We start from the raw sequence: 24,933 nt of genomic DNA on the forward strand, positions 1-24,933 counted from the left end.
GAAAACAGGCGGGCCGGTGTCCTCGGGCTCTTTACGCTGCGCGCCAAGCCCGTTAGCGGTGAAGCTTGAGGGATGGGGGTCTCTTAGAGCCAGGCCAAACCTGTATGAGCGCGACGCAGACTTCGGATCCGACGCCCAACGCCCGACAAAAGGGCTTTCTGGGCGCCGTCGAGCGACTGGGCAATCTGCTGCCCGAACCCGTGATGATCTTCGTGTGGTTGATCCTGGGGCTGATGGCCCTGTCGGCCCTTGGCCAGGCCCTGGGCTGGTCGGCCTCGATCACCTATGGCGGCGACGAAGCCCCTCAGTTCGGCGAGCTGGAAAACGGCGTCCTGACCTATGCGGCCAGCAGCCTGTTTTCCGAGGCCAATCTGGCCCGGCTGTTCACCGAGATGCCCAAGACCCTGACCAGCTTTGCGCCGCTGGGCCTGGTGCTGGTGGTGATCCTGGGCGCGGCGGTGGCCGAGCGCTCGGGCCTGTTCAGCGCCCTGATCCGGGCCAGCCTGCGCGAGGCCCCCAAGGCGATCCTCACCCCGCTGGTGGTGCTGATCGGCATGGTCTCGCACCACGCCTCGGACGCGGCCTATGTGGTGTTCATCCCGCTGGCGGGCCTGCTGTTCGCCGCCGTGGGCCGCCATCCCCTAGCCGGCATCGCGGCCGGCTTTGCGGCCGTGTCGGGTGGCTTCGCCGGCAATCTGACCCCGGGCCAGTTCGACGTGGTGCTGTTTGGCTTCACCCAGGAAGCGGCCCGGATCATCGATCCGACCTGGACCATGAACCCGCTGGGCAACTGGTGGTACATCCTGGCCATCGTCTTCGTGTTCACGCCGATCGCCTGGTTCCTGACCGACAAGGTGATCGAGCCGCGCCTGGGCCCCTGGGGCGGCCAGGCCGATGACGGTCTCAAGGCCGAGCTGGCCAAGTCGGCGGTGACACCGGAGGAAAAGCGCGGCCTGAAGCTGGCCGGTCTGGCGGCTCTGGCCGTGGTGGCGCTATTCGCCGCCCTGACCCTGATCCCCGGCTTCACGCCGCTGATCGACGAGACCAAGACCGGCCCGGCCCAACTGACCCCGTTCTACAGCGCCCTGATCGCCGGCTTCATGCTGCTGTTCCTGTCCTGCGGCGTGGCGTTCGGCATCGGAGTCGGCACGGTCCGCTCGGACAAGGACGTCGTGAACATGATGACCGACGGGGTGCGTTCCGTGGCCCCCTATATCGTCTTCGCCTTCTTCGCCGCCCATTTCGTGGCGATGTTCAACTGGTCGCGCCTGGGCCCCATCGCCGCCATCCACGGGGCCGAGTCCCTGAAGGCCATGAACCTGCCGGCCCCGCTGCTGCTGGTCAGCGTGCTGGGCTTCTCGTCGGTGCTGGACCTGTTTATCGGCTCGGCCTCGGCCAAGTGGAGCGCCCTGGCCCCGGTGGTGGTGCCGATGTTCATGCTGCTGGGCATCTCGCCGGAAATGACCACCGCCGCCTATCGGATGGGCGACAGCTTCACCAATCTGATGACCCCGCTGATGAGCTATTTCCCGCTCGTCTTGGCCATGACCCGGCGCTGGGACGCCAATATGGGGGTCGGATCGCTGCTGGCCCTGATGCTGCCCTACGCCCTGGCCTTCATGGTCGCCGGCGTCGCCATGACCCTGGCCTGGGTGGCCTTCGACTGGCCGCTGGGGCCGGGCGCCCAGGTGCACTACACCCCGCCCGGCGGGCTGTTGAAGTAGGGGGCGAGCGCGCACGGCTTCACCGCTTCACGCGGTGACCGCTGAAGGTGTGGGAAGGGTCGCGGAGCGTCCGGGCCTCGCCCGGAGGATGGGATAGTTGAATACCGTTTCGACGAAGACAGACGCTCCGCGTGATCTTCAGACGGAAGCCTTCGAGGCGCGGGGTTTTAACCCGCTCCCGACATTCGGCCTCCGGCGGGTGGAGGGGTTAGCGACCCCGTCCAGACCGCATGGGCGATTTCAGCCCATGCCTGCTGCGCATCGTGCGGGCGTCGCCAAAGGGCGCTCCCGGCGGTCCCGGTCCGACTTCAACACGTCCGACCCCCGCAAGGACCGATCCGCTCCACCAGACCCTGCCGGGCCTTCGACGACGGCCGACGGGCGCTTCCCGCTCGACCACCCCTGACAGCCGCAACGGTCGCCGGCCGAGCGCCCTTCCCGTGCTGTCAGGTGAGACTGATTATGCGGGCAGATTCAGCGCGTCTGACGGACGCGATCAAAGTTTTTGCAAGTTGCTGATCTGGCTGGAGTCTCGCCTGAAAAGAACGGGGATCGAGGGCGCTGTATCCCCATGGTCGCCGGTCCTGGAGAGGCGGCGCGCGGCGCCCCCTTCCCCAAACCTTGCGCGACGCCCCAGAGCGTTATTCGGCGAAGCGGATACCGGTTCGCCGCCGAAATAACGCGTCAAAACAAGAATCTAGAGCAAACGACATGATTCAATCATGGCGACCTTTGCTCTAGGCTGACCCCAACAACATATCTAAGGGAGCGCCGCGCATGTTACCGGGCCTGATGCAGACCACCCCGCTGATGATCAGCGGCATCCTGACCTATGCGCAGCAGGCCCATGGCGCGCGCGAGATCGTCTCCAAGCTAATCGACGAGCCGGTCTGGCGCTATGACTATGCCGGCCTTGGCCGCCGCTCAGCCCAACTGGCTCACGCCCTCAAGCGGCTGGGCGTTGCGCCCGGCGACCGGGTGACCTCCCTGGCCTGGAACACCCACCGGCATCTGGAGCTGTTCTACGCCGCGCCCGGCATCGGGGCGGTGCTGCACACCGCCAACCCCCGGCTGTTCGACGAGCAGATCGTCTATACGATCAATCACGCGCAAAGCGCGGTGCTGTTCTTCGACCGCAACTTCCAGGCTCTGGTCGAGCGTATCGCCCCACATCTGACCACGGTGAAGACCTTCGTCATGCTGTCGGACCCCGAGCGGACGATCCCCGGCTCGGTGGGCGCGATCTCCTACGAGACCCTGATCGCCGGCGAGGCCGACACGATCGCCTGGCCCAGCTTCGACGAGAACGCCGGGGCCTTCCTCTGCTACACCTCGGGCACGACGGGCGATCCCAAGGGGGTACTGTATTCGCATCGCGCCGTGGTGCTGCACGCCATGGCCGGAGGCCTCAACAGCGCCTTTGGCTTCACCGCCTTCGATGTGGTGATGCCCTGTTCCAGCCTCTATCACGCCACCGCCTGGGGCCTGCCGTTCAGCGCCCCGATCTGCGGAACCAAGCTGGTCCTGCCCGCCGACAAGATGGACGGCGCCTCGCTCCATGCCCTGATCGAGGGCGAGGGCGTCACCTTCACCGGCGGCGTGCCGACCATCTGGACGATGTATCTCGACTGGCTGGAAAAGAACGGCGAAAGCCCGACCACGCTGAAGCGGGTGGTGATCGGCGGCAGCGCGGTGCCGCGGGCCATGGCCGAGACCTTCAAGCGGCTCTACGGCGTCTCGGTGCTGCAGATCTGGGGCATGACCGAGACCTGCCCGATCGGGGTTGTCGCCACGCCCACGCCCTCGCTCGCCGCCCTGGGCGAAGAGGCCATGGACGAGGCCATCTGGACCCGCCAGGGCCGGCTGCAGTTCGGCATCGAGCTGAAGGTCGAGGCCGATGACGGCTCTGACGCCCCCCGCGACGGCGAGACCTCCGGCGCGCTGAAGGTGCGCGGCCCCTGGGTGGTGAAGCGCTATTTCCGCCTGGAAGCCGACGCCGCCCAGGACGACGGCTGGTTCGACACCGGCGATATCGCCACTCTCGACCAGCACGGCTTCATGCGCATCACCGACCGCCAGAAGGACGTGATCAAGTCGGGCGGCGAATGGATCAGCTCGATCGATCTGGAGAACGTGGCCGTCGGCTGCCCCGGCGTGAAGATCGCCGCCGTGATCGGCGTGCCGCACCCCAAGTGGGAGGAGCGGCCGCTGCTGGTGATCGAGGCGCATGAGGGGGCGAGCGTGACCAAGGCCGAGGTGCTCGACTATCTGGCCCCGCGCATCGTCAAATGGTGGACGCCCGACGATGTGGTGTTCGCCGCCGTGCCGCTGACGGCGACGGGCAAGATCGACAAGAAGGTGCTGCGCGCGGCTTGGCGCGAGCACCTTCTCGGCTAAACCGGCGTCAGTGTTCGCTGTCGAGATGAGCCATCATCGCCTCGGCGTACCGCGTTCCGGCTGCGGCGTCCTTGGGCACGGCGGCCTCGATAGCCGCCAGGTCCTGCGCCGACAGCGTCACCTCCAGCGCGCCCAGGGCCTCGGCCAGGCGATCGCGGCGGCGGGCGCCGATCAGCGGCACGATGTCGTCGCCGCGTGAGGCCACCCAGGCGATGGCCGTCTGGGCCGTGGTCACGCCCTTGGCCTGCGCGACCACGCGCAGGGCCTCGACCAGGGCCAGGTTGGCGTCGAGATTGTCGCCCTGGAAGCGCGGGCTCATGGCGCGGAAGTCGCGGCCGGTCGTCCCGCTGGCCTTGGTCCAGTGACCGCTGATCAGGCCGCGCGACAGCACGCCATAGGCGGTGATGCCGATGCCCAGTTCGCGGCAGGTGGGCAGGATCTGGGCCTCGATTCCGCGGGAGACCAGCGAATACTCGATCTGCAGGTCAACGATCGGATGGACAGCGGCGGCGCGGCGGATCGTTTCGGCCCCCACCTCCGACAGGCCGATGTGGCGGACATAGCCGGCCTGCACCATCTGCGCGATGGCGCCGATGGTGTCCTCGATCGGCACGGACGGATCCAGGCGCGAGGGACGGTAGATGTCGATATGGTCGACCCCCAGACGCTTGAGGCTGTAGGCCAGGAAGTTCTTGATGGCGTTGGGGCGGCTGTCATAGCCGAGGAAGGCGCCGGCCGGATCGCGCAGGGCGCCGGTCTTGACGCTGAGCACCAGATCCTCGCGCCGGTGGCGCTTGAGAGCCTCGCCGATCAGCATCTCGTTGTGGCCCATGCCGTAGAAGTCGCCGGTGTCGATCAGGGTCATGCCCTGCTCCACGGCCGCGTCGAAGGTGGCCAGGCTCTCGGCCCGGTCGCTGGGGCCGTACATGTCGGACATGCCCATGCAACCCAGGCCAAAGGCCGAAACGACGGGACCGGTCTTGCCGAGGTGGTGCGTCTTCATGGGGTGTCTCCTAATCTCGTGGAGGGCTTATGCGCCTGGCCGCGCCGTGCGATAATCCGGTCAATTCTGCACGACCTGTTCGGAATTACGCACAATGGCCGCTGACGCCGACTTCGCCGATCTCGACGCCTTCACCGCTGTGGCCCGCGCCAGGGGCTTTCGCGGCGCGGCGAGTGTGCGCGGGGTTTCGGCCTCGTCGCTGAGCGAGGCGGTGCGGCGGCTGGAGGCGCGTCTGGGCGTGCGGCTGCTGAACCGCACCACCCGCAGCGTCACCCCCACCGAGGCCGGCCAGAAGCTGCTGGAGCGCCTGACCCCCGCCCTGGCCGACGTCGCCCTGGCTCTGGACGAGGTCAACGCCTTTCGCGACAGTCCGACGGGGACCCTGCGCCTGAACGTGCCCACCGTGGTGGCGCGCGTGATCCTGCCCCGCCTGTTGCCGCGCTTCCTGGCCGCGAATCCTGGCGTCTCGATAGAGGTCACCGCCGAGGACACGTTCATCGACGTCCTGGCCGCCGGCTTCGATGCGGGCGTCCGCTATGACGAGCGGATGGAGAAGGACATGATCGCCGTGCCCCTGGCCGGGCCGCAGCGGTTCGTGGTCGTGGGCGCGCCGGCCTATTTCGCCGCCCACGGCCGACCGCTCCATCCGCGCGAGGTGCTGGACCACGCCTGTATACGCCACCGCTTTCCCAGCGGGGTCAGCCATGCCTGGGAGTTCGAGAAGGACGGCGAGGTCATCCGCATCAGCCCGTCAGGCCCACTGATCTCGACCAGCATCGACCTGGAGCTGGCGTCATGCCGGGCCGGCGTCGGTCTGATCGCCACCTTCGAGGACTTCGTCGCCGAGGACCTGGTCGCCGGCCGTCTGGAAAGCGCACTGGACGACTGGCTGCCGCCGTTTACCGGACCGCTGCTCTACTATCCCAGCCGCCGCCACATGCCCGCGCCGCTGCGGGCGTTCGTGGATTTCATCAAGGCCGAACGACTGCGGCAGAACTGGTGAAAAATTGCCCCGGGCGGCGGGTTCTATAGCGGCTCATAGAAACCCTTGCCTTGCTTCCCGCCCCCCCGAGGCGTAACGGGACGCTTCCCGCCACTATGGGCCGGGAAAGACGAATTGGAGACAGCTATGGGTTACCGGGTCGCCGTGGTCGGCGCCACGGGCAATGTTGGCCGTGAGATGTTCAATATCCTCGAGGAAGTGAAATTCCCCGTCGAGAAAATGCACGCCATCGCCAGCCGCAAATCCATTGGCGTCGAGGTCTCGTTCGGCAATCAGATCCTCAAGTGCGAGGATCTGGCCCAGTTCGACTTCAGCACGGTCGATATCGTGCTGATGAGCGCCGGCGGCGCCATTTCCAAGGAATGGGGCGAGAAGATCGGCGCGGCCGGTCCGATCGTCATCGACAATTCCAGCCACTTCCGGATGGATCCGGACGTGCCGCTGGTGGTGCCGGAAGTGAACCCGGACGCCGTTCTGAAGATGCCCAAGAACATCATCGCCAACCCCAACTGCTCGACCGCGCAGCTGGTGGTGGTGCTGGCCCCCCTGCACGCCGAAGCCAAGATCAAGCGCGTGGTCGTCTCGACCTACCAGTCGGTGTCGGGCGCGGGCAAGGAAGGCATGGACGAGCTTTGGGAGCAGACCAAGGGCGTGTTCGTCCTGGGCGCGCCGCCTCCCAAGAAGTTCACCAAGCAGATCGCCTTCAACGTCATCCCCCACATCGACAGCTTCATGGAGGACGGCTTCACGAAGGAAGAGTGGAAGATGATGGCGGAGACCAAGAAGATCCTGGATCCGTCGATCAAGCTGGTCGCCACCTGCGTCCGCGTGCCGGTCATGGTCGGTCACGCCGAGGCGGTGAACATCGAGTTCGAGACCCCGCTGGACGAGGACGATGTCCGCGAAATCCTGCGCGACGCCGACGGCGTGGAAGTCATCGATAAGCGCGAGGACGGCGGCTACATGACGCCCAAGGAAAGCGCCGGCGAGTTCCCGGTCTATGTCTCGCGCATCCGCACCGATCCCACCGTCGAGAACGGCATCGTGCTGTGGTGCGTGGCCGACAACCTGCGCAAGGGCGCGGCGCTGAACGCGGTGCAGATCGCGCAGCTTCTGCACGACAAGGGCCTGATCAAGCAGAAAACCCCGGCCTGAAGCCCCTTCCGCAACAAGCGGGTGGCGGATTTGGGGGCTCCCGGGACTTAAGGTCTCGGGAGCCCTTTTCGTTTGTGATTGAAGGACGACGCCATGTCGGCGGACTTGAGCAAGACCCCGGACGAAGCCCGGACAGCCGTGATCGCCGCGGTGGGCTGCTACATGCTGTGGGGCTTCCTGCCGCTGTATTTCCACCTGTTGGCCAAGCTGGGCGTCGGCTCGTGGGAGATGATCGCCCACCGAACCCTGTGGGCGGCGCCCTGGGCCTTCCTGGCCGTGCTGCTGGCCAAACAGGCGGGACAGGTGGCGGCGGTGCTGCGCCAGCCCAAGACCCTGCTGATCCTGGCCTGCTCGACAGCGGCCATCTTCATCAACTGGTCGATCTATGTGTTCGCGGTGAACGCAGGGCAGGTGATCGAGGCCAGCCTGGGCTATTACATCAATCCGCTGATGAACATGGCGGCCGGGGCGATCCTGTTCCGTGAGCGGATCAGTCGTGAGGGCGCCATCGCCATCGGCCTGGCCGTGGTGGGCGTGGCGATCCAGACCGCCGCCCTGGGCCATCTGCCGGTGATCTCTCTGGGCTTGGCGCTCAGCTTCTGCGCCTACGCCATCCTGCGCAAGCAGGTGAAGGCCGACGCCCAGACGGGCCTGTTCATCGAGTGCGCCTATCTGGCCGTGCCGGGCCTGTTCTATGTGCTGCACCTGCAGTCGACCGGCGCCGGCCACTTCGGATCGGGCGCAGGCGTCAGCACCCTGCTGCTGCTGGCCGGCCCCGCCACCGTGGTGCCGCTGGCCCTGTTCGCCTGGTCGGCCCGGCGCATGCCGTTGAGCGCCATGGGCTTCCTGCAGTTCCTGGCCCCGACCCTGCAGTTCGGGGTCGGAATCGCCCTGGGCGAGGCCGTCACGCCGATGCGGGCATTGTCCTTCGGGTTCATCTGGGCGGGGGTGGCGGTGTTCGCCTACGGGGCCTGGAAGCGGACGCGGGTGGTGGAGACGGCCTAGAGGCTGGCGTAGGCGGCCTCGATCAGCCGCACCGCGCGGGGGTCGCCGATCAGGGCGTTGCCCTGCTTGTTCATCACATAGGATCCGGACACGCCCGTCGTCGGATCGGCGAAGGCGCACGAGCCGCCCCAGCCCGAATGGCCGAACGCCTCGGCGGTCGGGCCATAGAAGAAGTTGGGCGTGTTGCGCATGAAGCCCGCGCCCCAGCTGATGTCGTAGGGCAGCACCAGATCCCGGCCGACGATGCGTTCAGCGGTCGCGGCCTTGATCCCGGCCGGCGTGATCAGCGACTTGCCGTCCAGCACCCCGCCATTGGCCAGGGCGCCCATCAGCCGCGCCAGGGCCGGCGCGGTGGCGTGACCATTGGCCGAGGGGATCTCGACGCGGCGCCATTCGTCCGTTCCCCGGCCCGAGGGCGCGGCCCACGCGGTCATGAAGGCGGCCTTCACGGCGGCGTTCATCTCGCCGAACTTCGGCAGGGTCGTGGGGCGCATCAGTTCGGCGGTGCGGGCGTGCTCGCTGTCGGGCAGGCCGATCCAGAGGTCCAGGCCAAACGGCTGGGCGATGTCCTCGCGCAGGGCCGTTCCCATCGTCCGGCCATCGACGCGGCGGAAGATCTCGCCGGCCAGATAGCCGAAGGTCACCGGATGATAGCCGCTGGCCGAGCCGACCGGGAACAGCGGAGCCATGGCCGCCAGCTTGGCGCAGGTGGCGTCCCAGTCGAACCAGATGGCCGGATCGGTCTCGTCGGGAAAGCCCGACAGGCCGGCCTGGTGCGACATGGCCTGCTCGACCGTGATGTCCTGCTTGCCAGCCTGGGCGAACTCGGGCCAGACATCGGCGACGGGCTGGTCATAGGCCAGACGGCCTTCGTCGACCAGGCGAGCGACCATCAGGGCCGCGACGGCCTTGGTGGTCGAAAACAGCGCCGTCAGGGTGTCGGGACCGAAAGGGACCGTGCGCTGACGATCGGCAAAACCGCCCATCAGGTCGACGACGATCTCGCCCTCGACGGCGAAGGCGAACCGGGCCCCCAGCTCGCCGCCGTCCGCGAAATTGGCCTCGAACACGTCGCGGACCCGCGAGAAGCGGTCGGCGCAGACGCCGGTGATGTCGACGGTCATGGAAGCTCTCTAGGCTAGTCGCTCGATACGCACGGTGGGCGAGGTCTGCTTGATCCGCGCGCCCATGGCCACGATCGGCAGCTCCGGCGCGTTCCAGATATTGGCGGCGGTCACGGTCTCGGCCACCCCGCCGACGGCGCGGGCCAGGCCGTAGGACAGGGTCTGGCCTTCCAGGATCGAGGCGGCGTAGAGGGCGGTCAGCAGGTCGCCCGTGCCGTTGGGCGAGCGCTCGGCCTTGGCGTGGGCGGCCAGCCAGGCCTCCTTGCGGTCGGCCAGAACCACGCCGATCTCGGCCCCGCGATGGACGGACGAGACCAGGGTCGGCTTGCCCAGCAGGCGGGCGGCGCGCATCGCCGATTGCGGATCGCGGGCGTCGGCCCCGGTCAGCTTCTGCAGCTCCCAGGCATTGCAGGCCACCACGTCGGCGCGCGGGATCAGCTCGGCGGCGATGGCCTCGGCCACCTCGGGCAGCACATAGAGGCCCTTGCCGGCGTCGCCCATGGTGGGGTCGACGATGATCGAGGGCTTGCGGCTGGCGGCCCCTTCGCGGGGCGCCTCGCGCACGGCGTCGATGGCCCGGGCGGCGGCGCGCACCTGGGCGGCGCTGGCGAAATAGCCGGTGATGACGATGTCGGTCAGGCCAAACAGACCATTGGCCTCCATGCCGTCGAGCATGCCTTCCAGAACCTCGATCGGCACGGGCGCGCCGCCGGGCACGCCCCAGCCGGGGTGGCGGCCGAACAGCACGGTCGGGACGACCATGGAGTCGATGCGGAACTGGACAAGCGCTGTGGCCTGGGCCGATGCGCCGACGCGGCTGCCGGCGACATGGCTGGAGATGATCAAGGCGAGTGGCATGGCAAGCGGCTTACCGGACCGTGGCCAACTTGAACAGGGCGTCGCTGGGCCTATGCGGCTATGCGCTCAGGAAATCGGCGAGTCGGTCTCGCCCCTGGCGTCGGCCCGGACCACCGCGGCGGCGCGGTGCGGGCTGATCTGGTCGGCGACGAGCGAGGCCCAGGCCGCCGGCTCTTCGCCGCTGACCGACAGCGGCAGCTGCATCGCGCACTGCACGCCCTGTGGCAGATAGTCGATCCGCGCCTGACCGCCGCTTTCCTGGCCGAAGGTTCGGGCGATCAGGCGGGTGCCAAACCCCGTACGCGCCGGCGGCGTGACCAGGGGCCCGCCCAGCTCGCGCCAGAGCAGGCTGATCTGGCGTGCGCCCAGTTGGCTGTACGACAGGTTCCAGGCGATCTCGACCTGACCGCTTGCGGTGGAAAGGGCGCCATATTTCAGCGCGTTGGTCGCCAGTTCGTGCAGGGCCAGGGCCATGGCCACCGCCTGCTGCGGGCTGAGCCAGACCAGAGGGCCGTCGATCCTGAAGCGGCTGATGTGCTTGTGATCATGGGGGGCCAGCGCCTGCCGCACGATGGCGCCGAGATCCGCCCCCGCCCAGCTCTCGTGGACCAGCACGTTGTGGGCGTCCGACACCGCCATCAGGCGATTGGTCAGGTCGTTGCGGACGGCGGGGTCGACCTTGGCGGCGCGCAGCGTCTGCTCGGTGATCGACTGCACCGTGGCCAGGGTGTTCTTGATCCGGTGGTTGAGCTCGTTGAGCAGCAGCACGCGCTGGTCCTCGGCCAGCTTGGCCGGGGTCTCGTCGCGGAGGATCTTCATCAGGCCGGTCAGTTCCGGCTCGAAGATCGCCATGGTCATGCCATTGCCCCAGAAGCGGGCGCCGTCCTTGCGCAGGTGCCAGCGGGTGTCCTCGGCCCGGCCCATCTGCTTGGCGTTTTCGAGCTCCTTGCTGTCCGCGCCGGTTTCCCGGTCGGGGATGGTGAAGAGTTCACCGAAGGACATGCCGATCGCCTCCTCGCGGCTATAGCCCAGCACGGCCTCGGCGCCCCGGCTCCAACTGGTCACCCTGCCCTCAAGATCCATCGTGAAGATGGCGTAGCCGAGGGCGTTCTCGATGATCAGCCTGGCGAGTCTGGCGTCGTGCTCAGCGGACATTGGGGGCTCCTGCCGCCCTATCAATACGACAGCGAGGCTTTCGGTTCCCGGTCCACGAAAAAGGCCCGCCGCGTTTCCGCGAGCGGGCCTGATCGGTTCGCCTTGAGGCGATGCTAGTAGCGGTAGTGGTCCGGCTTGAACGGGCCGTTTTCCGGCACGTTGATATAGGCGGCCTGATCGGGGCGCAGGGTCGAGAGCTTGGCGCCCAGCTTTTCCAGGTGGAGGAAGGCGACCTTCTCGTCCAGGTGCTTGGGCAGGGTGTAGACCTGGTTCTCGTACGAGGCCTTGTTGGTCCACAGTTCGATCTGGGCCAGGGTCTGGTTGGTAAAGCTGGCGCTCATCACGAACGAGGGGTGACCCGTCGCGTTGCCCAGGTTCACCAGACGGCCTTCCGACAGCACGATCAGCTTCTTGCCGTCCGGGAATTCCACATGGTGGACCTGCGGCTTGATCTCGTCCCACTTGTAGTTGCGCAGGGCGGCGATCTGAATTTCGCTGTCGAAGTGGCCGATATTGCAGACGATGGCGTTGTTTTTCATCATCCGCATGTCGTCCAGCGTGATGACGTCCTTGTTGCCCGTCGCCGTGACGAAGATGTCGGCCTTGGCGGCGACGTCCTGCAGGGTCTGGACTTCATAGCCTTCCATCGCCGCCTGCAGGGCGCAGATCGGATCGACTTCGGTGACGATCACGCGGGCGCCGCCCTGGCGCAGCGAAGCGGCCGAGCCCTTGCCCACGTCGCCATAGCCGCAGACCACCGCGACCTTGCCCGACAGCATGACGTCGGTGCCGCGACGAATGGCGTCGACCAGGCTTTCGCGGCAGCCATACAGGTTGTCGAACTTGGACTTGGTGACGCTGTCATTGACGTTGATGGCCGGGAACGGCAGGTCGCCCTTGATGGCCATCTGATACAGGCGGTGGACGCCCGTGGTGGTTTCTTCCGACACGCCGGTGATGGCGTTGCGGATGGCGGTGTAGAAGCCCGGCTTTTCGGCCAGGTACTTCTTCATCACGGCGTAGAGGGCTTCTTCTTCCTCGTTCTGCGGGTTGTCGAGAAGGGTCGGGTCCTTCTCGGCCTTGGGGCCCAGCACGCAAAGCAGGGTGGCGTCGCCGCCGTCGTCGAGGATCAGGTTCGGATAGCCGCCGTCATGCCACTCGAAGATCTTGTGAGCATATTCCCAGTACTCGACCAGGTTCTCGCCCTTGAAGGCGAACACCGGCACGCCCGAGGCGGCGATGGCGGCCGCAGCGTGGTCCTGGGTCGAGAAGATGTTGCACGACGCCCAGCGGACTTCAGCGCCCAGGGCGGTGAGGGTCTCGATCAGAACGGCGGTCTGGATGGTCATGTGCAGGCTGCCGGCGATGCGGGCGCCCTTCAGGACCTGGCCCGGGCCGTATTCGGCGCGGGTGGCCATCAGACCGGGCATTTCGGTCTCGGCGATGGCGATTTCCTTGCGGCCGTAATCGGCGAGCGAGATGTCCTTGACGATGTAGTCGGCCACGGTCGGCTCCTGCGGTCGGTGAAGATCTTGCGGGGCTTATAGCGCGAGCGACCCTTCCGGGCAATTAACGCATAAAGATATCTTTATATGGGCCAGGCTTCACCAGAAGACCTTTGCGTCGGCGAAGGCGTCGCGGGCCTTGCAGGCCTGGCGCAGCAGGCGTGCCTCGTCGCCGCTTCTGGCCAGTCGCCCGGCCGCGAGGCTCGCCTCGGGTTCGCCGCTGGCCAAGGCTATGCTGCGCGCCAGTTCGGGCCCCACATGCAGGTCGTTGAGGTGGCCCAGGGCGTCCTGCAGGGCCTTGGTCGCCTCGATGAAACGTTCGGCGCGCCGGGGGTGCTCGGGGAACAGACCGGCCAGGTCCGCGGCGGCATAGCGCAGCGTCTTGCCCTTCAGGCGCAGGCGGTGGCGGGTCGGCGGATCCAGGTCTTTGAGGTGCGCGCTCTTCTTCACCAGAACATGGCGACGATGCTTGAGCATTCCGGCGGCAAAGGCGGGAGCCGGCCCGTCGCGGACGGCGGCCAGGTCCGGGGCGGCGGTCCAGGATCCGGCCTCCAGCCAGGCGGCGGCCTCCAGCAGCAGGGCGCGGCCGCGAGCGCTCTCCAGCGCCGCCTCCATGCGCAGATAGGCGCTGGCCTGGGCCGCCAGCAAGGCCCGTCCGAAGGCCGCCGCGCCCTCGGCTTGCGAGTCCGCCGAGGCCGGTCGCCAGACCTCGGCAATGAGGACATCCAGGTCCCGGGCCGTATCCAGTTCGCCGGCCAGCCAGCTGAGTTCGCCGTCCAGCGCCAGGGCCTCCGGTCCGGTCGACAGCGGCCTGAACGCCTTGAGCAGCGCCCGCATGCGGCGCGCGGCGACCCGCAGCTGATGTACGCCCTCGGGACCGGGCCGCTCGCGCAGCGCCTCGACATTGGCGCACAGCTGGGACAGGGCCGCGCGTCCCACCGCCTGCAGGGCCTCGCCGACGCTCATGTCCGCCGTCAGCTGGGCGGGTGAGCGGCGCATCTCGGGCGCAGGCTGACCGGCGGCGGCCAGGCCGTAGCCGCGCTCGGCCTTGCTGACCAGCGACAGCCGCAGCGCAACCCGCTGCGCCAGTTCGCGCGCCAGGTCGAACAGCGCCGCCGGCGAGCCGGCCTTCAGCTCAAGCTCCAGTTCACAGACCGGCGCCCGGCGCGTCTGGCCGATCAGTTCGCCGCGATCCACCACTGCCTCGATCACCGTCTCGCCCCGGCGGATCATGCGCACCGTGCGCTCGACCTTGGTGGTGAACACCGGGTGCAGGACCTGGCCATTGACCACCGCAGCCGCCGGCGTCGCCGCCAGGGCCGCATCGTCCGGACCCGGGCCGGCGATCGCGGTCTCCCACTCGCCGCGTGCGAAGATCCCGCCCGCCGAAGCCGATTTCAGGGTCTGCTTGCGGCCGCCTTCGCCGTCGCGAACGCGCAGGCCAAAGCCCGCCTGGCGCAGGGCGTGATCGGCGGTGTCGAAATAGGTGGCGTCCAGCTGGCGAACGTCGCCCTCGCCGCCCCCCTCGCCACTCAGCAAGGTCAGAATCTCGTCGGCCGCCTCGGAGGCGATCAGGAATTTCAGCTCGATTTCTCGATCCATGTTCCCATCCTGGCCCTTGGCCCGGCCCCTGGCGCGCTGTTCGGCCGCTAAGGCCTATGGCGCGACGGCGGCGACTTGCCAAGCGGCATTGCGCGGTTCAAACGTGCGCGCCATGACGCAAATCAACGCCGCACAACCCCGTCACGACTGGACCCTGACCCAGGTCGAGGCCCTGTTCGATCAGCCCTTCATGGAGCTGGTGTTCCAGGCCGCTAACGTCCACCGCGCCGGATTTGATCCCTCTGAAGTGCAGCTTTCGCAGCTGTTGTCGGTCAAGACCGGCGGTTGCGCGGAAAACTGCGGCTACTGCAGCCAGTCCGCCCACTTCAAGACCGGCCTGAAGGCCGAGAAGCTGATGGACGCCGATGTCGTCATCGCCAAGGCCCGCGCGGCCCGCGACGGCGGCGCGCAACGCTTCTGCATGGGCGCGGCCTGGCGCGAACTGAAGGACCGTGACCTGCCCAAGCTGGCGGCGATGATCGGCGGCGTCAAAGCCCTGGGCCTGGAAACCTGCGCCACGCTTGGCATGCTGACGGCCGAGCAGGCCAAGTCGCTGAAGGACGCCGGCCTCGACTACTACAACCACAACCTCGACACCGGCCCGGAATACTATGCCGACGTGGTGACGACCCGCACCTATCAGGAGCGCCTCGACACCCTGGCCCATGTCCGCGACGCCGGCATGAGCACCTGCTGCGGCGGCATTGTCGGCATGGGCGAGACCCGCCGCGACCGCGCCAGCCTGCTGCACCAGTTGGCCACCCTGCCCAGCCATCCCGACAGCCTGCCGATCAACGGCCTGGTGCCGGTCAGCGGCACGCCGCTGGGTGACCGGATCCTGAAGGACGGCGACAAGGCCATCGACGCCATCGAATTTGTCCGCACCATCGCCGTGGCCCGCATCGTCTGCCCCCGGTCCATGGTCCGCCTGTCGGCCGGCCGCGACGAGATGAGCCGCGAGCTGCAGGCTTTGTGCTTCCTGGCCGGCGCCAACTCGATCTTCGTCGGCGGCAAGCTGCTGACCACGCCCCTGCCGGGCCAGGATGAGGACAGCGCCCTGTTCCAGGACCTGAACCTGCGCCCGATGGGCGTGCGCCAGCCGGCGCAGGCCGTGGCGGCGGAGTAGCCGCGGACACGGCTTTTCAGCCTCACGCGACTGCTCGCTGAGTTTAGTGGGGAGGCGCGAAGCGGCCGGGGCGACCCCGGATGACCGTGATGTGTTATGTGCGTTTCGGCTCGACCTGTCCGCTTCGCAGAAGCTGTTCTTGCGTGAGGATTGGGCCAAGCGAGCGTCTTTCAGCTCTGATACCCAAGAGCCCCCGTACGGGCGCGCACCAAGGTCGATCGGCTAACCGTCTCGACCCCCGACGATGCGCGATAGGCGGGTTTACGATCCCTCGCCCTGTTGCTCCGCGCTGTTCCTCCGACGAGCCCTCCGGTGGTCCCGGATCTATCCAACGAACAGACCACCTTCGTCCTCGCCGCGTGACCGCGCGGCCCCGCTCAGCTCCATCCCCATCGCCGCTGTTGGGCCGGATCCAGGCGCCTCCCCCTGCGACAGGGACAGCTTCAAGAATACGGGAGGTTTGAGCTCCGAGGATTGGCGCGATCAACTATTTTACAAGCGGTTGATTTCGTTGAGGTCGGCTTTGGAAAGAACGGGGATTGAGCGCGCCCAATCCCCATTTCCCGACCCTCTCCCAGAGGGAGAGGAGGGACCCGCGCCGCAGGCGTGGGAGGTGAGGGGTTACGGCGTCAGACGGCGTGCCGGCACTCCGGCTATCAGCGTAACCCCTCAACCTCCCACCGCTACGCGGCGGGCCCCTCCTTCTCCCTCTGGGAGAAGGGTTCGATCAAGCTCCCCCCTCCCTTCCGGGAGAAGACCTGTGCCCCTAAAGCCTCTTCAGAACCGCGTCGCCCATCTCGACCGTCGAGAGCGAACCGCCCAGGTCGCGGGTGCGCGCCCCGCCGTCCAGGGCCGCCTTGACGGCGCCCAGCAGGGCGTCGGCGGCGTCCGTCTGGCCCAGCGACCAGCGCAGGGCCATTTCGAACGACAGGATGGCGGCCAGCGGATTGGCCACGCCCTGGCCGGCGATGTCGGGGGCCGAGCCATGGATCGGTTCGTACAGGCCCGGCTTGCCCGCCGCGCCCAGCGCCGCCGAAGGCAGCATGCCCAGCGAGCCGGTCAGCATGGCGGCGGCGTCCGACAGGATGTCGCCAAACAGGTTGTCGGTGACGATGACGTCGAACTGCTTGGGCGCCCGGACCAGCTGCATGGCGCAGTTGTCGGCCAGGATGTGCTCCAGCTGGACATCGGCATAGTCGCGGGCGTGCAGCTCGGTGACGACCTGCTTCCACAGCAGGCCAGACTCCATGACGTTGGACTTCTCGGCCGAGGCCACGCGATTGGTCCGGCCCCGGGCCAGCTCGAAGGCGACGCGGGCGACGCGCTCGATCTCGGCGGTCGTATAGACCTGGGTGTCGACGCCGCGCTTCTGGCCATTGCCCAGGTCCTCGATGCCGCGCGGTTCGCCGAAATAGACGCCGCCAGTCAGTTCACGGACGAACATGATGTCAAGGCCCGAGACCAGCTCGCGCTTGAGGCTGGAGGCGTCGGCCAGGGCTTCGAAACAGTAGGCGGGGCGCAGGTTGGCATAGACGTCCATCGCCTTACGCAGGTTCAGAAGGCCGGCTTCCGGGCGGAGGTGACGCGGGGCGTCCTTCCACTTGGGACCGCCGACGGCGCCCATCAGCACCGCGTCGCTGGCCAGGGCCCGCTCGCGCACTTCGTCGGTCAGGGGCGTTCCGTGGGCGTCATAGCTGGCGCCGCCATAGATGGCTTCCTCGACCTTTAGGTCCGGCGTCAGGGCGGCGGCCACGCGGCGGACCTGGGCGGTGACTTCGGGACCGATGCCGTCGCCCGGCAGGAGGAGAAGCGTGGACATGGAGGGCTCTCTTCAGATTTCGCGGTAGGCGGAAACGTCGAATGACGACATGCGGCGCTCGCCCAGACCCAGCTCCGGCCAGCAGGCGCGCCAGGCGGCCATGTGCGGGCTGGCGCGGTGGAAGGCCAGGGCGTCTTCGTCGACGAAATGCTCATAGACCCGGATCAGGCCCGGATCGAGCGGATCCTCGGTCAGGGCGTAGTCCAGGCAGCCCGGCTCGGCCCGGCTGCCCTCGACCTGAGCGCGCAGGTGCGGCCGCAGGTCGGCCAGGCGTTCGGGCGGGAGGCGGACGGTGCCGGCGAGGATGATGGTCATGGATTCAGTCTCAAAAAAGGTTGTCATCCCGGACAAGGCCCGCAGGGCCGCCGATCCGGGACCGACCTGGAACGCGGCGCTCAGGCGTCGGTCCCGGATCGGCGGCCCTGCGGGCCTTGTCCGGGATGACAGCCCTTACGGCTACACTTCCAGCCAGGGCTCGCTGATCGCCCGCTTGCTCTCATAGAGATCGATGTCAGCCCCGTGCATCATCGTCTCGCCGATGAAGTCCAGGCCGCGCAGCATCTTGTCCTTGCGCACCGGATCGATCTGGAAGGCAAAGGTCTTGCCCGAGGGCGAGATCACCGTCTGGGCTTCCAGGTCGATGCTGACCATGTGGTTGCCGCCCTTGGCCTCGTCCATCAGGACGGCGATTTCCTCGGGCGCCAGCACCACCGGCAGCAGGCCGTTGTTGAAGCAGTTGTTGTTGAAGATGTCGGCGAAGCTGGTCGAGATCACGGCCATGATCCCGAAGTCCATCAGGGCCCAGGGGGCGTGCTCGCGCGACGATCCGCAGCCGAAATTGTCACCGGCGATCATCACGCTGGCGCCCTTGTACTCCGGCCGATTGAGCACGAAGTCGCTGATCTCGTTCCCCTCGCCGTCGAAGCGGAAGTCGTAGAACAGGCCCTTGGCCAGCCCTTCGCGTTCCACGGTCTTGAGGAACTGCTTGGGGATGATCTGGTCGGTGTCGATATTGGCCAGCGACAGCGGAACGGCGCGGCCGTCGAGGCGGGTGAAGGCCTGCATCAGACGGTCTCCTCAAGGAAGGTGCGCACATCCACTAGATGCCCGGCGATCGCCGCCGCCGCCGCCATGGCGGGGGAGACCAGATGGGTGCGGCCGGCGCGGCCCTGGCGGCCTTCGAAATTGCGGTTGCTGGTCGAGGCGCAGCGCTCGCCCGGCTGCAGCTTGTCGGGGTTCATGGCCAGGCACATCGAGCAGCCCGGTTCGCGCCAGTCAAAGCCCGCGGCCTTGAAGATGGCGTCCAGGCCTTCTTCTTCCGCTTGTTCCTTCACCAGGCCAGAGCCCGGCACGACCATGGCCGTGACGTGGTCGGCGACCAGCCGGCCGTGCAGAAAGGCTTCCTGCACCACGGCGGCGGCGGCGCGCATGTCCTCGATCCGGCTGTTGGTGCACGAGCCGATGAAGACGCGGTCGATGCGCGCCTCACTGATCGGCTGGCCGGCGGTGAGGCCCATATAGTCCAGGGCCCGGTGGGCGGCGGCGCGCTTGTCGGGGGTGGCGAAGCTTTCCGGATCGGGCACGTTGCCGGTCACCGGGATGACGTCCTCGGGACTGGTGCCCCAGGTGACCATCGGGACCAGGGTCGAGGCGTCGATCGTCACGGTGCGGTCGAACACCGCGTCCTGATCGCTGAAGAAGGTCTTCCAGTGGCTCTTGGCCATGTCCCAGGCCGCGCCCTTGGGGGCGGCGGGCTTGCCCTGGATATAGGCGTAGGTCTTGTCGTCCGGCGCGATCAGGCCGGCCTTGGCCCCGCCCTCGATGGTGAGGTTGCACAGGGTCATGCGGCCTTCCATCGACAGGGCCGAAATGGCCTCGCCGGCGAACTCGATGACATAGCCGGTGCCGCCGGCGGTGCCGATCTCGCCGATCACGGCCAGGGCGATGTCCTTGCCGGTGACGCCGGGACCCAGCTGGCCGTCGACGCGGACCAGCATGTTGCTGGACTTCTTCTGGCGCAGGGTCTGGGTGGCCAGGACGTGCTCGACTTCCGACGTGCCGATGCCGTGGGCCAGGGCCCCGAAGGCGCCGTGGGTCGAGGTATGGCTGTCGCCGCAGACGATGGTCATGCCCGGCTGGGTGCGGCCCTGCTCGGGCCCGACCACATGGACGATGCCGTTGCGGATGTCGCCCATCGGGAAGAACTCGATGCCGTTGTCCTTGACGTTGCGGGCCAGGGTCTGCAGCTGAAGGCGGGCCTCTTCGTCGGCGACAGCGTCGACCCCCAGGGCCTGGCCCTCGGTGGGGATATTGTGATCGGCCACCGCCAGGGTGCGGTCGGGACGGCGCACCTTGCGACCGGCCGCGCGCAGGCCGGCGAAGGCCTGCGGGGTGGTCACCTCGTGGATCAGGTGCAGGTCGATATAGAGGATCGCTTCACCATCAGCCTCGCTGACGACGTGAGCGTCCCAGATCTTGTCGTAAAGGGTTTTGCCGGACATGGCGGGGATATAGGGCGGATCATGCGTGAAAATCCAGTCCCGGGCCGGGCCGGCGACAATTTCTTGCCGGGCGTGGCCGACTGGCGACTTCGCTGAACAAGAAAGGGCGCGCCCCGCTCGCGTGAGACATGGGAGCGCGCCCTGTTGTCATTTGGTTTCGAGACCTGAGGTCCTTGAAACCGGCCACACCCTGGAAGGGAGCGGTCTGAAACCCCGTCGCCGAGGCGGTGGGGGTGACACGACGGTCAGCCCAAAGACGGGTTCTGTCAAGAAGCGTGCGACCGCACTAAAGAGCGATCTCGCCCAGATGGGTCGAGACCGGACAAGAAAACGCGGCAAAGAAAAAGGCCCCGGCGTTTCCACCGGGGCCTCGTTCAGTTCGCAGGAAGGGCAGCCTATTCGGCGGCGCCCTTTTCCTTGCGGATCGTCTGGCGTTCGGCGATGCGGGCCGACTTACCGCGACGGTCGCGCAGATAGTAAAGCTTGGCGCGACGGACGACGCCGCGACGCTTGACTTCGATGCTTTCGATGTTGGGCGACAGCAGCGGGAACAGACGCTCCACGCCTTCGCCGAACGAGATCTTGCGGACGGTGAAGCTCTCGTGGATGCCGGCGCCCGAGCGGGCGATGCAGACGCCCTCATAGGCCTGAACGCGTTCGCGCTCGCCTTCCTTGATCTTCACGTTGACGCGCAGGGTGTCGCCGGCCTGGAAGTCGGGGATCGCCCGGACGGCCAGCAGACGCGCAGATTCTTCCTGCTCGAGTTGCTTGATGATGTTGATAGCCATGTTTCAGTCTCCTTTGGGCTTACCCTTTTTCGGGCCGCCTTTTGCCTGTTGATTGGCGAGATACGCTTCCCAAAGATCGGGCCGCCGCTCGCGTGTCGTCTCTTCACGCATACTGTTGCGCCACTGGTTGATCCGCTTGTGATCGCCAGACAGCAGCACCTCGGGGATATCCAGTCCTTCGAACGTCCGCGGTCGCGTGTACTGCGGATGCTCGAGGAGGCCGTCCTCGAAGCTTTCTTCCAGCGTGCTCTCGATGTTCCCCAGAACCCCCGGGGCAAGTCGAACGCACGCCTCGATCACGACCATCGCCGCCGCCTCGCCACCGGCGAGCACCGCGTCTCCGACCGAGACCTCCTCGAACCCCCGGGCGTCGAGCACCCGCTGGTCCACCCCCTCGAAACGGCCGCACAGGACGATGATCCCGGGCGCCTCGCTCCATTGCCGAACACGCGCCTGGGTCAGGGGCCGACCCCGGGCGCTCATGTACAAAAGCGGCCGCCCACCGACCTCCACGCTGTCCAGCGCGGCGGCGATGACGTCCGCTTTGAGTACCGCTCCCGCGCCGCCACCCGCAGGGGTGTCGTCGAGGAAGCCGCGCTTATCCTTGGAAAAGGGCCGAATGTCCAGTGTTTCCAATCGCCACAGGTCTTCTTCCTTCCAGGCGGTCCCGATCATCGAGACGCCGAGCGGACCGGGAAAGGCCTCGGGGAACATGGTCATGACGGTGGCGGTGAACGGCATGGGCGCTGTTTAGCGCCCGGCGAAGCGCTTGTCGAAGCTGACCTGGGCCAGGGCCGGTTCAGTGTTGGCGGATTGTACACGAAGATCGGGGCATAGGAGACCTTGTCAATCGGTCGGGATAATCGCCATGAGCGGTCCACGCTGTCTTCTCCCGTCGCCGCGCGACGCCCTTCGCCGGCTCGGCCGTCGCCTGCGGGCCAGCCAAAGCGGCGCGGTCGCGGTGCAGTTCGCCTTTCTGGCCCTGCCGATCGCCCTGCTTGGCTTTGGCCTGCTGGACATGAACAGGGTGAGTATCCAACGCCGGCAGTTGCAAGACGCTCTGGATGCCTCGACCCTTTTCGCCGCCCGGGCCAACGCCACCACCGACGCCCAGATCGACACCATCGGCGACGCCGCCTTTGCGGCGGAGATTGCCGGGCTTGGCATCACCGTTGCCGCCAGCGACTCGACCTTCAAGGGCGGCGCGGACAATTCGGTCATCGGCACGGTGAAGTCCGACCTGAAGCCGATCATCGCCAATCTCTGGACCAATGCCGACGTCTCCGTAACGGCGCAGACGACGGTGAAGCGGGGCCAGGACGCGCCGGTCGAACTGGTCATGGTGCTGGACACCACCGGCTCAATGGCCGGCGCCAAGCTGACGACCCTGAAAACCGCCGCGACCTCTTTGGTCGACAAGCTCACGGCCGATAGCGCCGCCAATGTGAAGATCGGCGTCGTGCCGTTCGGCCAGTACGTCAATGTCGGCATCGCCAACCGCAACCAGAGCTGGATCAACGTTCCGGCCGACTACACCACGACGACCACCACCAAGGGCAAGTGCACGACGGTCTCCACCAAGACCACCTGCCAGACCCAGACCTATGCCTGCACCAAATACAGCGACGGCGTGCCCTACTCCTCAACCTGCAGCCGGTCGATCAATTGCGTCACGACGCCGATCACGCCGGTGACCACCTGTACGGCTGACAAGGTGACCACCAACACCTTCAAGTTCCTCGGCTGCGTCGGCTCGCCCGCCTATCCCAAGAACGTCAATGATACCGACCCGCTGCGGGTCTATCCCGGCTTCATGAACCTGAGCTGCGCGACGCCCTTCACGCGCCTGACCAGCACGGTGTCGACGGTCAAGGCGGCGATCACGGCGCTGACGGCCACCGGCGACACCTATATTCCGTCCGGCCTGGCCTGGGGCTTCAACATGCTGTCCCCGGCCCAGCCCCTGACGGACGCCGCCGCCTATGACAGCACGGGTCTGAACCGCAAGCCGCGCAAGGCCCTGGTGCTAATGACGGACGGCGCAAACTCCAAGCTGATGAACGCCGGCAACGGGCGACACGACGTCTCGCCGTCGCCCAACCCCAGCAGCCCGGCAACCCAGGCCAACACCTACACGGCTGAACTCTGCGCCAACATCAAGGCCCAGAAAATCGAGGTTTTCACCGTTGCCTTCAATGTCACCGATACCGGCATCAAGAATATCTTGAAAACCTGCGCCACCGATGAAAGCCACTATTTCGACGCCACAGACACCGCAAATCTTCTGAAGGCCTTCCAGGACATCGCCGACGCCCTGCGTAGTCTTTACATTGCAAAATAGAATGATTGCGGAAACCACAAGACCAGCCCCCGGCGCGTGCGGCGGCTCCACTTCAGGAGCCGCAGGGGATGCGCGCGACAGCCAGGCGGCTTTCCAGGTCACCATCAAAATTTGCCAACCGTTCACCAGTTTAACCCAATTTGGGTAACACGTAGCAGGATGGCCTCAGTGCTCCATTTCCGAAAGCGCGCCTCGGCCGGCCTTTTCAAGCGCTTGCGCGGCGACGAGCGCGGGGCGGTGGCCGTGCAGTTCGCCTTTCTGGCCCTGCCGATCTCCATCCTGGCCTTTGGCCTGCTGGACATGAACCGGCTCAGCGTTCAGCGCCGCCAGCTGCAGGACGCCCTGGACGCCGCCACCCTGATGGCCGCCCGCTCAACGGCGACCACCAATTCGGGACTCGATACGGTCGGCGATGCGGCCTTCGCCGCCGAGATGGCCGGCCTGGGCCTGACCCTGACGACCGCCAACACCACCTTCGTGTCCGGAACAGGCAACAAGGTGATCGGCTCGGCGTCCGTGACCGTCACGCCGATCATCTCCAACCTGTGGACCAACGGCAATTCGACCGTCACCGCCAGCTCCGAAGTGCTGCGCTCGGTCAACAAGCTGGAAGTGGCCCTGGTGCTCGATAACACCGGCTCGATGGACTATGACCTGGGCTCGGGCGGCAAGAAGATCGACGCTCTGATCGACGCGTCCAAGGACCTGGTCGACACCCTCTACGCCGCCGCCGCCCGCGCCTCGGAGACCGATGCGGTCAAGATCGCGGTCGTGCCGTTCTCGATGACCGTCAATGTCGGCTCGACCTATTCGTCAGCCAACTGGATCACCGGGACGATGCCGGACCAGGCCTATTACGGTCCGGACGTCTTCGCGACCTCGCAGAACCGCTTCACCATGATGACCCAGACGGGGACCACCTGGGCGGGCTGTGTCGAGAGCCGGCCCCATCCGTATGACATCACCGACGACGCGCCGAGCCCCTCGACGCCGGCCTCGATGTTCATCCCGTTCTTCGCGCCCGACGAGCCCGACGACAACACGGTGAAGTACCCGTCATCGTCGTCGAAATATCGCGACTCCCGCGTCAGGAACAACGGTGAGATCTACAACAACTGGATCACCGACGACAAAACCAGTTCAACCGACTGGTTCACGCGCCAGGGCGAAGTCGCCAAGTACGCCACCGGCAACAAGTCAAAGGTGATCAGCCAGGCCAAGACCGGCACAGACTACGGCCCCAACGACGGCTGCGGGATCGCCAGCGTCCTGCGGATGACCAATGTGCGCACCAGCGCCGGGGCCACGACGGTCAAGGACAAGCTCGACGACATGGTCGCCACCGGCAACACCAATGTCGCCATGGGCATGGTCTGGGGTTGGCACATGGTATCGCCCAACGCCCCGTTCGCCGACGGCTCGGCCTATGGAACCAAGAATGTCAGCAAGGTCATCGTCCTGCTCACCGACGGCGACAACGTCATGAGCGAGACCGGCAACCCCAATGACTCGACCTATAGCGGCTATGGCTATGTCTGGCAGAAGCGGCTGAAGAACGCCTCGAACGTCTCGCTCGACACCGGGGCCAGCGGAGCCGATCGCCGCGACGCCATGGACAGTCGCCAGACCAAGACCTGCGCTGCGGCCAAGGCCAAGGGCGTGATCATCTACAGCATCGGCGTGGGAGTTTCGGACCACTCCAAGGTCGTGCTGCAGGGCTGCGCCTCCACCAGCGACAAGTATTATGACGTCACGAACGCCGACCAGCTGACCGCCGTGTTCGACGCCATCGCCGGCTCGATCCAGAACCTGCGCATCTCGAAGTAG

Annotated in this window: 20 protein-coding genes and 1 pseudogene; 9 read left to right on the plus strand and 12 right to left on the minus strand. The window is 66.8% G+C overall.

Features of this window, described 5'->3' with window-relative positions:
- Positions 1–104 precede the first annotated feature (104 nt).
- Positions 105–1,724, plus strand: coding sequence for an AbgT family transporter (locus ACN2C7_RS19515; RefSeq protein WP_419319127.1), 1,620 nt, complete (start codon positions 105–107; stop codon positions 1,722–1,724).
- A 777-nt stretch (positions 1,725–2,501) separates the two neighbouring features.
- Positions 2,502–4,121 carry a long-chain fatty acid--CoA ligase gene (locus ACN2C7_RS19520; RefSeq protein WP_419319128.1) on the plus strand — a complete coding sequence of 540 codons (1,620 nt, stop codon included), beginning with the start codon at positions 2,502–2,504 and terminating at the stop codon, positions 4,119–4,121.
- A gap of 7 nt (positions 4,122–4,128) precedes the next feature.
- Here the strand turns inward: ACN2C7_RS19520 and ACN2C7_RS19525 are convergent, their stop codons facing one another.
- The gene (locus tag ACN2C7_RS19525; RefSeq protein WP_419319129.1) at positions 4,129–5,124 is read right to left on the minus strand and encodes an aldo/keto reductase; all 996 of its coding nucleotides are present in this window, start codon (positions 5,122–5,124) and stop codon (positions 4,129–4,131) included.
- 94 nt (positions 5,125–5,218) lie between these two features.
- On the opposite strand from ACN2C7_RS19525, the gene ACN2C7_RS19530 reads away from it, so the two are divergent.
- The 3 genes from ACN2C7_RS19530 to rarD all read left to right on the plus strand — a co-directional run bounded on the left by ACN2C7_RS19530 (position 5,219) and on the right by rarD (position 8,287).
- Positions 5,219–6,127 carry a LysR family transcriptional regulator gene (locus tag ACN2C7_RS19530; protein ID WP_419319130.1) on the plus strand — a complete coding sequence of 303 codons (909 nt, stop codon included), beginning with the start codon at positions 5,219–5,221 and terminating at the stop codon, positions 6,125–6,127.
- Positions 6,128–6,253: 126 nt separating this feature from the next.
- Positions 6,254–7,282 (plus strand): aspartate-semialdehyde dehydrogenase, encoded by a 1,029-nt coding sequence (locus ACN2C7_RS19535; RefSeq protein ID WP_419319131.1) that lies wholly within the window; start codon positions 6,254–6,256, stop codon positions 7,280–7,282.
- Between the two features lie 93 nt (positions 7,283–7,375).
- Positions 7,376–8,287, plus strand: a complete 912-nt coding sequence (gene rarD / locus ACN2C7_RS19540; protein ID WP_419319132.1) for an EamA family transporter RarD — start codon at positions 7,376–7,378, stop codon at positions 8,285–8,287.
- Here rarD and ACN2C7_RS19545 read toward each other — a convergent pair.
- The 5 genes from ACN2C7_RS19545 to ACN2C7_RS19565 all read right to left on the minus strand — a co-directional run bounded on the left by ACN2C7_RS19545 (position 8,284) and on the right by ACN2C7_RS19565 (position 14,531).
- Positions 8,284–9,411 carry a serine hydrolase domain-containing protein gene (locus ACN2C7_RS19545; RefSeq protein WP_419319133.1) on the minus strand — a complete coding sequence of 376 codons (1,128 nt, stop codon included), beginning with the start codon at positions 9,409–9,411 and terminating at the stop codon, positions 8,284–8,286. The genes rarD and ACN2C7_RS19545 overlap by 4 nt on opposite strands.
- A 9-nt stretch (positions 9,412–9,420) precedes the next feature.
- A complete protein-coding gene (locus tag ACN2C7_RS19550) occupies positions 9,421–10,269 on the minus strand; it encodes a pyridoxal kinase (protein WP_419319134.1) in 849 nt (282 codons plus the stop codon).
- A 66-nt stretch (positions 10,270–10,335) separates the two neighbouring features.
- Complete coding sequence (locus ACN2C7_RS19555) at positions 10,336–11,424, minus strand: sensor histidine kinase (RefSeq protein WP_419319135.1); 1,089 nt, start codon at positions 11,422–11,424, stop codon at positions 10,336–10,338.
- Between the two features lie 113 nt (positions 11,425–11,537).
- Positions 11,538–12,929: an adenosylhomocysteinase gene (gene ahcY / locus ACN2C7_RS19560; protein ID WP_419319136.1), complete on the minus strand. Its 1,392-nt coding sequence runs from the start codon at positions 12,927–12,929 to the stop codon at positions 11,538–11,540.
- A 99-nt stretch (positions 12,930–13,028) separates the two neighbouring features.
- Positions 13,029–14,531, minus strand: a complete 1,503-nt coding sequence (locus tag ACN2C7_RS19565) for a CHAD domain-containing protein (protein ID WP_419319137.1) — start codon at positions 14,529–14,531, stop codon at positions 13,029–13,031.
- Between the two features lie 112 nt (positions 14,532–14,643).
- Here ACN2C7_RS19565 and bioB point away from each other — a divergent pair, with 112 nt between their 5' ends.
- Entirely contained in the window at positions 14,644–15,657 is a 1,014-nt protein-coding gene (gene bioB, locus ACN2C7_RS19570) for a biotin synthase BioB (protein WP_419319138.1), read from the plus strand.
- A gap of 613 nt (positions 15,658–16,270) precedes the next feature.
- A pseudogene (locus ACN2C7_RS19575) lies at positions 16,271–16,376 on the plus strand (hypothetical protein); the annotation flags it as partial.
- 47 nt (positions 16,377–16,423) lie between these two features.
- Here ACN2C7_RS19575 and leuB read toward each other — a convergent pair.
- From leuB to trmD, 6 genes are all read right to left on the minus strand, one after another.
- Positions 16,424–17,476 (minus strand): 3-isopropylmalate dehydrogenase, encoded by a 1,053-nt coding sequence (leuB, locus tag ACN2C7_RS19580; RefSeq protein WP_419319139.1) that lies wholly within the window; start codon positions 17,474–17,476, stop codon positions 16,424–16,426.
- A gap of 12 nt (positions 17,477–17,488) precedes the next feature.
- On the minus strand, positions 17,489–17,791 hold the full coding sequence (locus ACN2C7_RS19585; protein WP_419319140.1) for a putative quinol monooxygenase: 303 nt from the start codon (positions 17,789–17,791) through the stop codon (positions 17,489–17,491).
- Positions 17,792–17,932: 141 nt separating this feature from the next.
- Positions 17,933–18,541: a 3-isopropylmalate dehydratase small subunit gene (gene leuD, locus ACN2C7_RS19590; RefSeq protein ID WP_419319141.1), complete on the minus strand. Its 609-nt coding sequence runs from the start codon at positions 18,539–18,541 to the stop codon at positions 17,933–17,935.
- Entirely contained in the window at positions 18,541–19,977 is a 1,437-nt protein-coding gene (gene leuC / locus ACN2C7_RS19595; RefSeq protein WP_419319142.1) for a 3-isopropylmalate dehydratase large subunit, read from the minus strand. Before leuC ends, leuD begins: the two co-directional genes overlap by 1 nt.
- Positions 19,978–20,372: 395 nt before the next feature.
- Entirely contained in the window at positions 20,373–20,765 is a 393-nt protein-coding gene (gene rplS / locus ACN2C7_RS19600; protein WP_419253760.1) for a 50S ribosomal protein L19, read from the minus strand.
- 3 nt (positions 20,766–20,768) lie between these two features.
- Positions 20,769–21,506, minus strand: coding sequence for a tRNA (guanosine(37)-N1)-methyltransferase TrmD (gene trmD, locus ACN2C7_RS19605; RefSeq protein ID WP_419319143.1), 738 nt, complete (start codon positions 21,504–21,506; stop codon positions 20,769–20,771).
- Positions 21,507–21,633: 127 nt separating this feature from the next.
- Between trmD and ACN2C7_RS19610 the strand changes: the two genes are divergently transcribed.
- Positions 21,634–23,106 carry a pilus assembly protein TadG-related protein gene (locus ACN2C7_RS19610; RefSeq protein WP_419319144.1) on the plus strand — a complete coding sequence of 491 codons (1,473 nt, stop codon included), beginning with the start codon at positions 21,634–21,636 and terminating at the stop codon, positions 23,104–23,106.
- 168 nt (positions 23,107–23,274) lie between these two features.
- Positions 23,275–24,933, plus strand: a complete 1,659-nt coding sequence (locus tag ACN2C7_RS19615) for a pilus assembly protein TadG-related protein (protein WP_419319145.1) — start codon at positions 23,275–23,277, stop codon at positions 24,931–24,933.

This window comes from Caulobacter sp. ErkDOM-E (assembly GCF_048541895.1).
In the GTDB taxonomy this organism is placed as follows: domain Bacteria; phylum Pseudomonadota; class Alphaproteobacteria; order Caulobacterales; family Caulobacteraceae; genus Caulobacter.

What these genes read in the sequence shown, in the direction of transcription:
- ACN2C7_RS19515 (WP_419319127.1), top strand. Translation starts at nt 105, where the DNA reads ATGAGCGCGACGCAGACTTCGGATCCGACGCCCAACGCCCGACAAAAG.
- ACN2C7_RS19520 (WP_419319128.1), top strand. Translation starts at nt 2,502, where the DNA reads ATGTTACCGGGCCTGATGCAGACCACCCCGCTGATGATCAGCGGCATC.
- ACN2C7_RS19525 (WP_419319129.1), bottom strand. Translation starts at nt 5,124, where the DNA reads ATGAAGACGCACCACCTCGGCAAGACCGGTCCCGTCGTTTCGGCCTTT.
- ACN2C7_RS19530 (WP_419319130.1), top strand. Translation starts at nt 5,219, where the DNA reads ATGGCCGCTGACGCCGACTTCGCCGATCTCGACGCCTTCACCGCTGTG.
- ACN2C7_RS19535 (WP_419319131.1), top strand. Translation starts at nt 6,254, where the DNA reads ATGGGTTACCGGGTCGCCGTGGTCGGCGCCACGGGCAATGTTGGCCGT.
- rarD (WP_419319132.1), top strand. Translation starts at nt 7,376, where the DNA reads ATGTCGGCGGACTTGAGCAAGACCCCGGACGAAGCCCGGACAGCCGTG.
- ACN2C7_RS19545 (WP_419319133.1), bottom strand. Translation starts at nt 9,411, where the DNA reads ATGACCGTCGACATCACCGGCGTCTGCGCCGACCGCTTCTCGCGGGTC.
- ACN2C7_RS19550 (WP_419319134.1), bottom strand. Translation starts at nt 10,269, where the DNA reads ATGCCACTCGCCTTGATCATCTCCAGCCATGTCGCCGGCAGCCGCGTC.
- ACN2C7_RS19555 (WP_419319135.1), bottom strand. Translation starts at nt 11,424, where the DNA reads ATGTCCGCTGAGCACGACGCCAGACTCGCCAGGCTGATCATCGAGAAC.
- ACN2C7_RS19565 (WP_419319137.1), bottom strand. Translation starts at nt 14,531, where the DNA reads ATGGATCGAGAAATCGAGCTGAAATTCCTGATCGCCTCCGAGGCGGCC.
- bioB (WP_419319138.1), top strand. Translation starts at nt 14,644, where the DNA reads ATGACGCAAATCAACGCCGCACAACCCCGTCACGACTGGACCCTGACC.
- leuB (WP_419319139.1), bottom strand. Translation starts at nt 17,476, where the DNA reads ATGTCCACGCTTCTCCTCCTGCCGGGCGACGGCATCGGTCCCGAAGTC.
- ACN2C7_RS19585 (WP_419319140.1), bottom strand. Translation starts at nt 17,791, where the DNA reads ATGACCATCATCCTCGCCGGCACCGTCCGCCTCCCGCCCGAACGCCTG.
- leuD (WP_419319141.1), bottom strand. Translation starts at nt 18,541, where the DNA reads ATGCAGGCCTTCACCCGCCTCGACGGCCGCGCCGTTCCGCTGTCGCTG.
- leuC (WP_419319142.1), bottom strand. Translation starts at nt 19,977, where the DNA reads ATGTCCGGCAAAACCCTTTACGACAAGATCTGGGACGCTCACGTCGTC.
- rplS (WP_419253760.1), bottom strand. Translation starts at nt 20,765, where the DNA reads ATGGCTATCAACATCATCAAGCAACTCGAGCAGGAAGAATCTGCGCGT.
- trmD (WP_419319143.1), bottom strand. Translation starts at nt 21,506, where the DNA reads ATGCCGTTCACCGCCACCGTCATGACCATGTTCCCCGAGGCCTTTCCC.
- ACN2C7_RS19610 (WP_419319144.1), top strand. Translation starts at nt 21,634, where the DNA reads ATGAGCGGTCCACGCTGTCTTCTCCCGTCGCCGCGCGACGCCCTTCGC.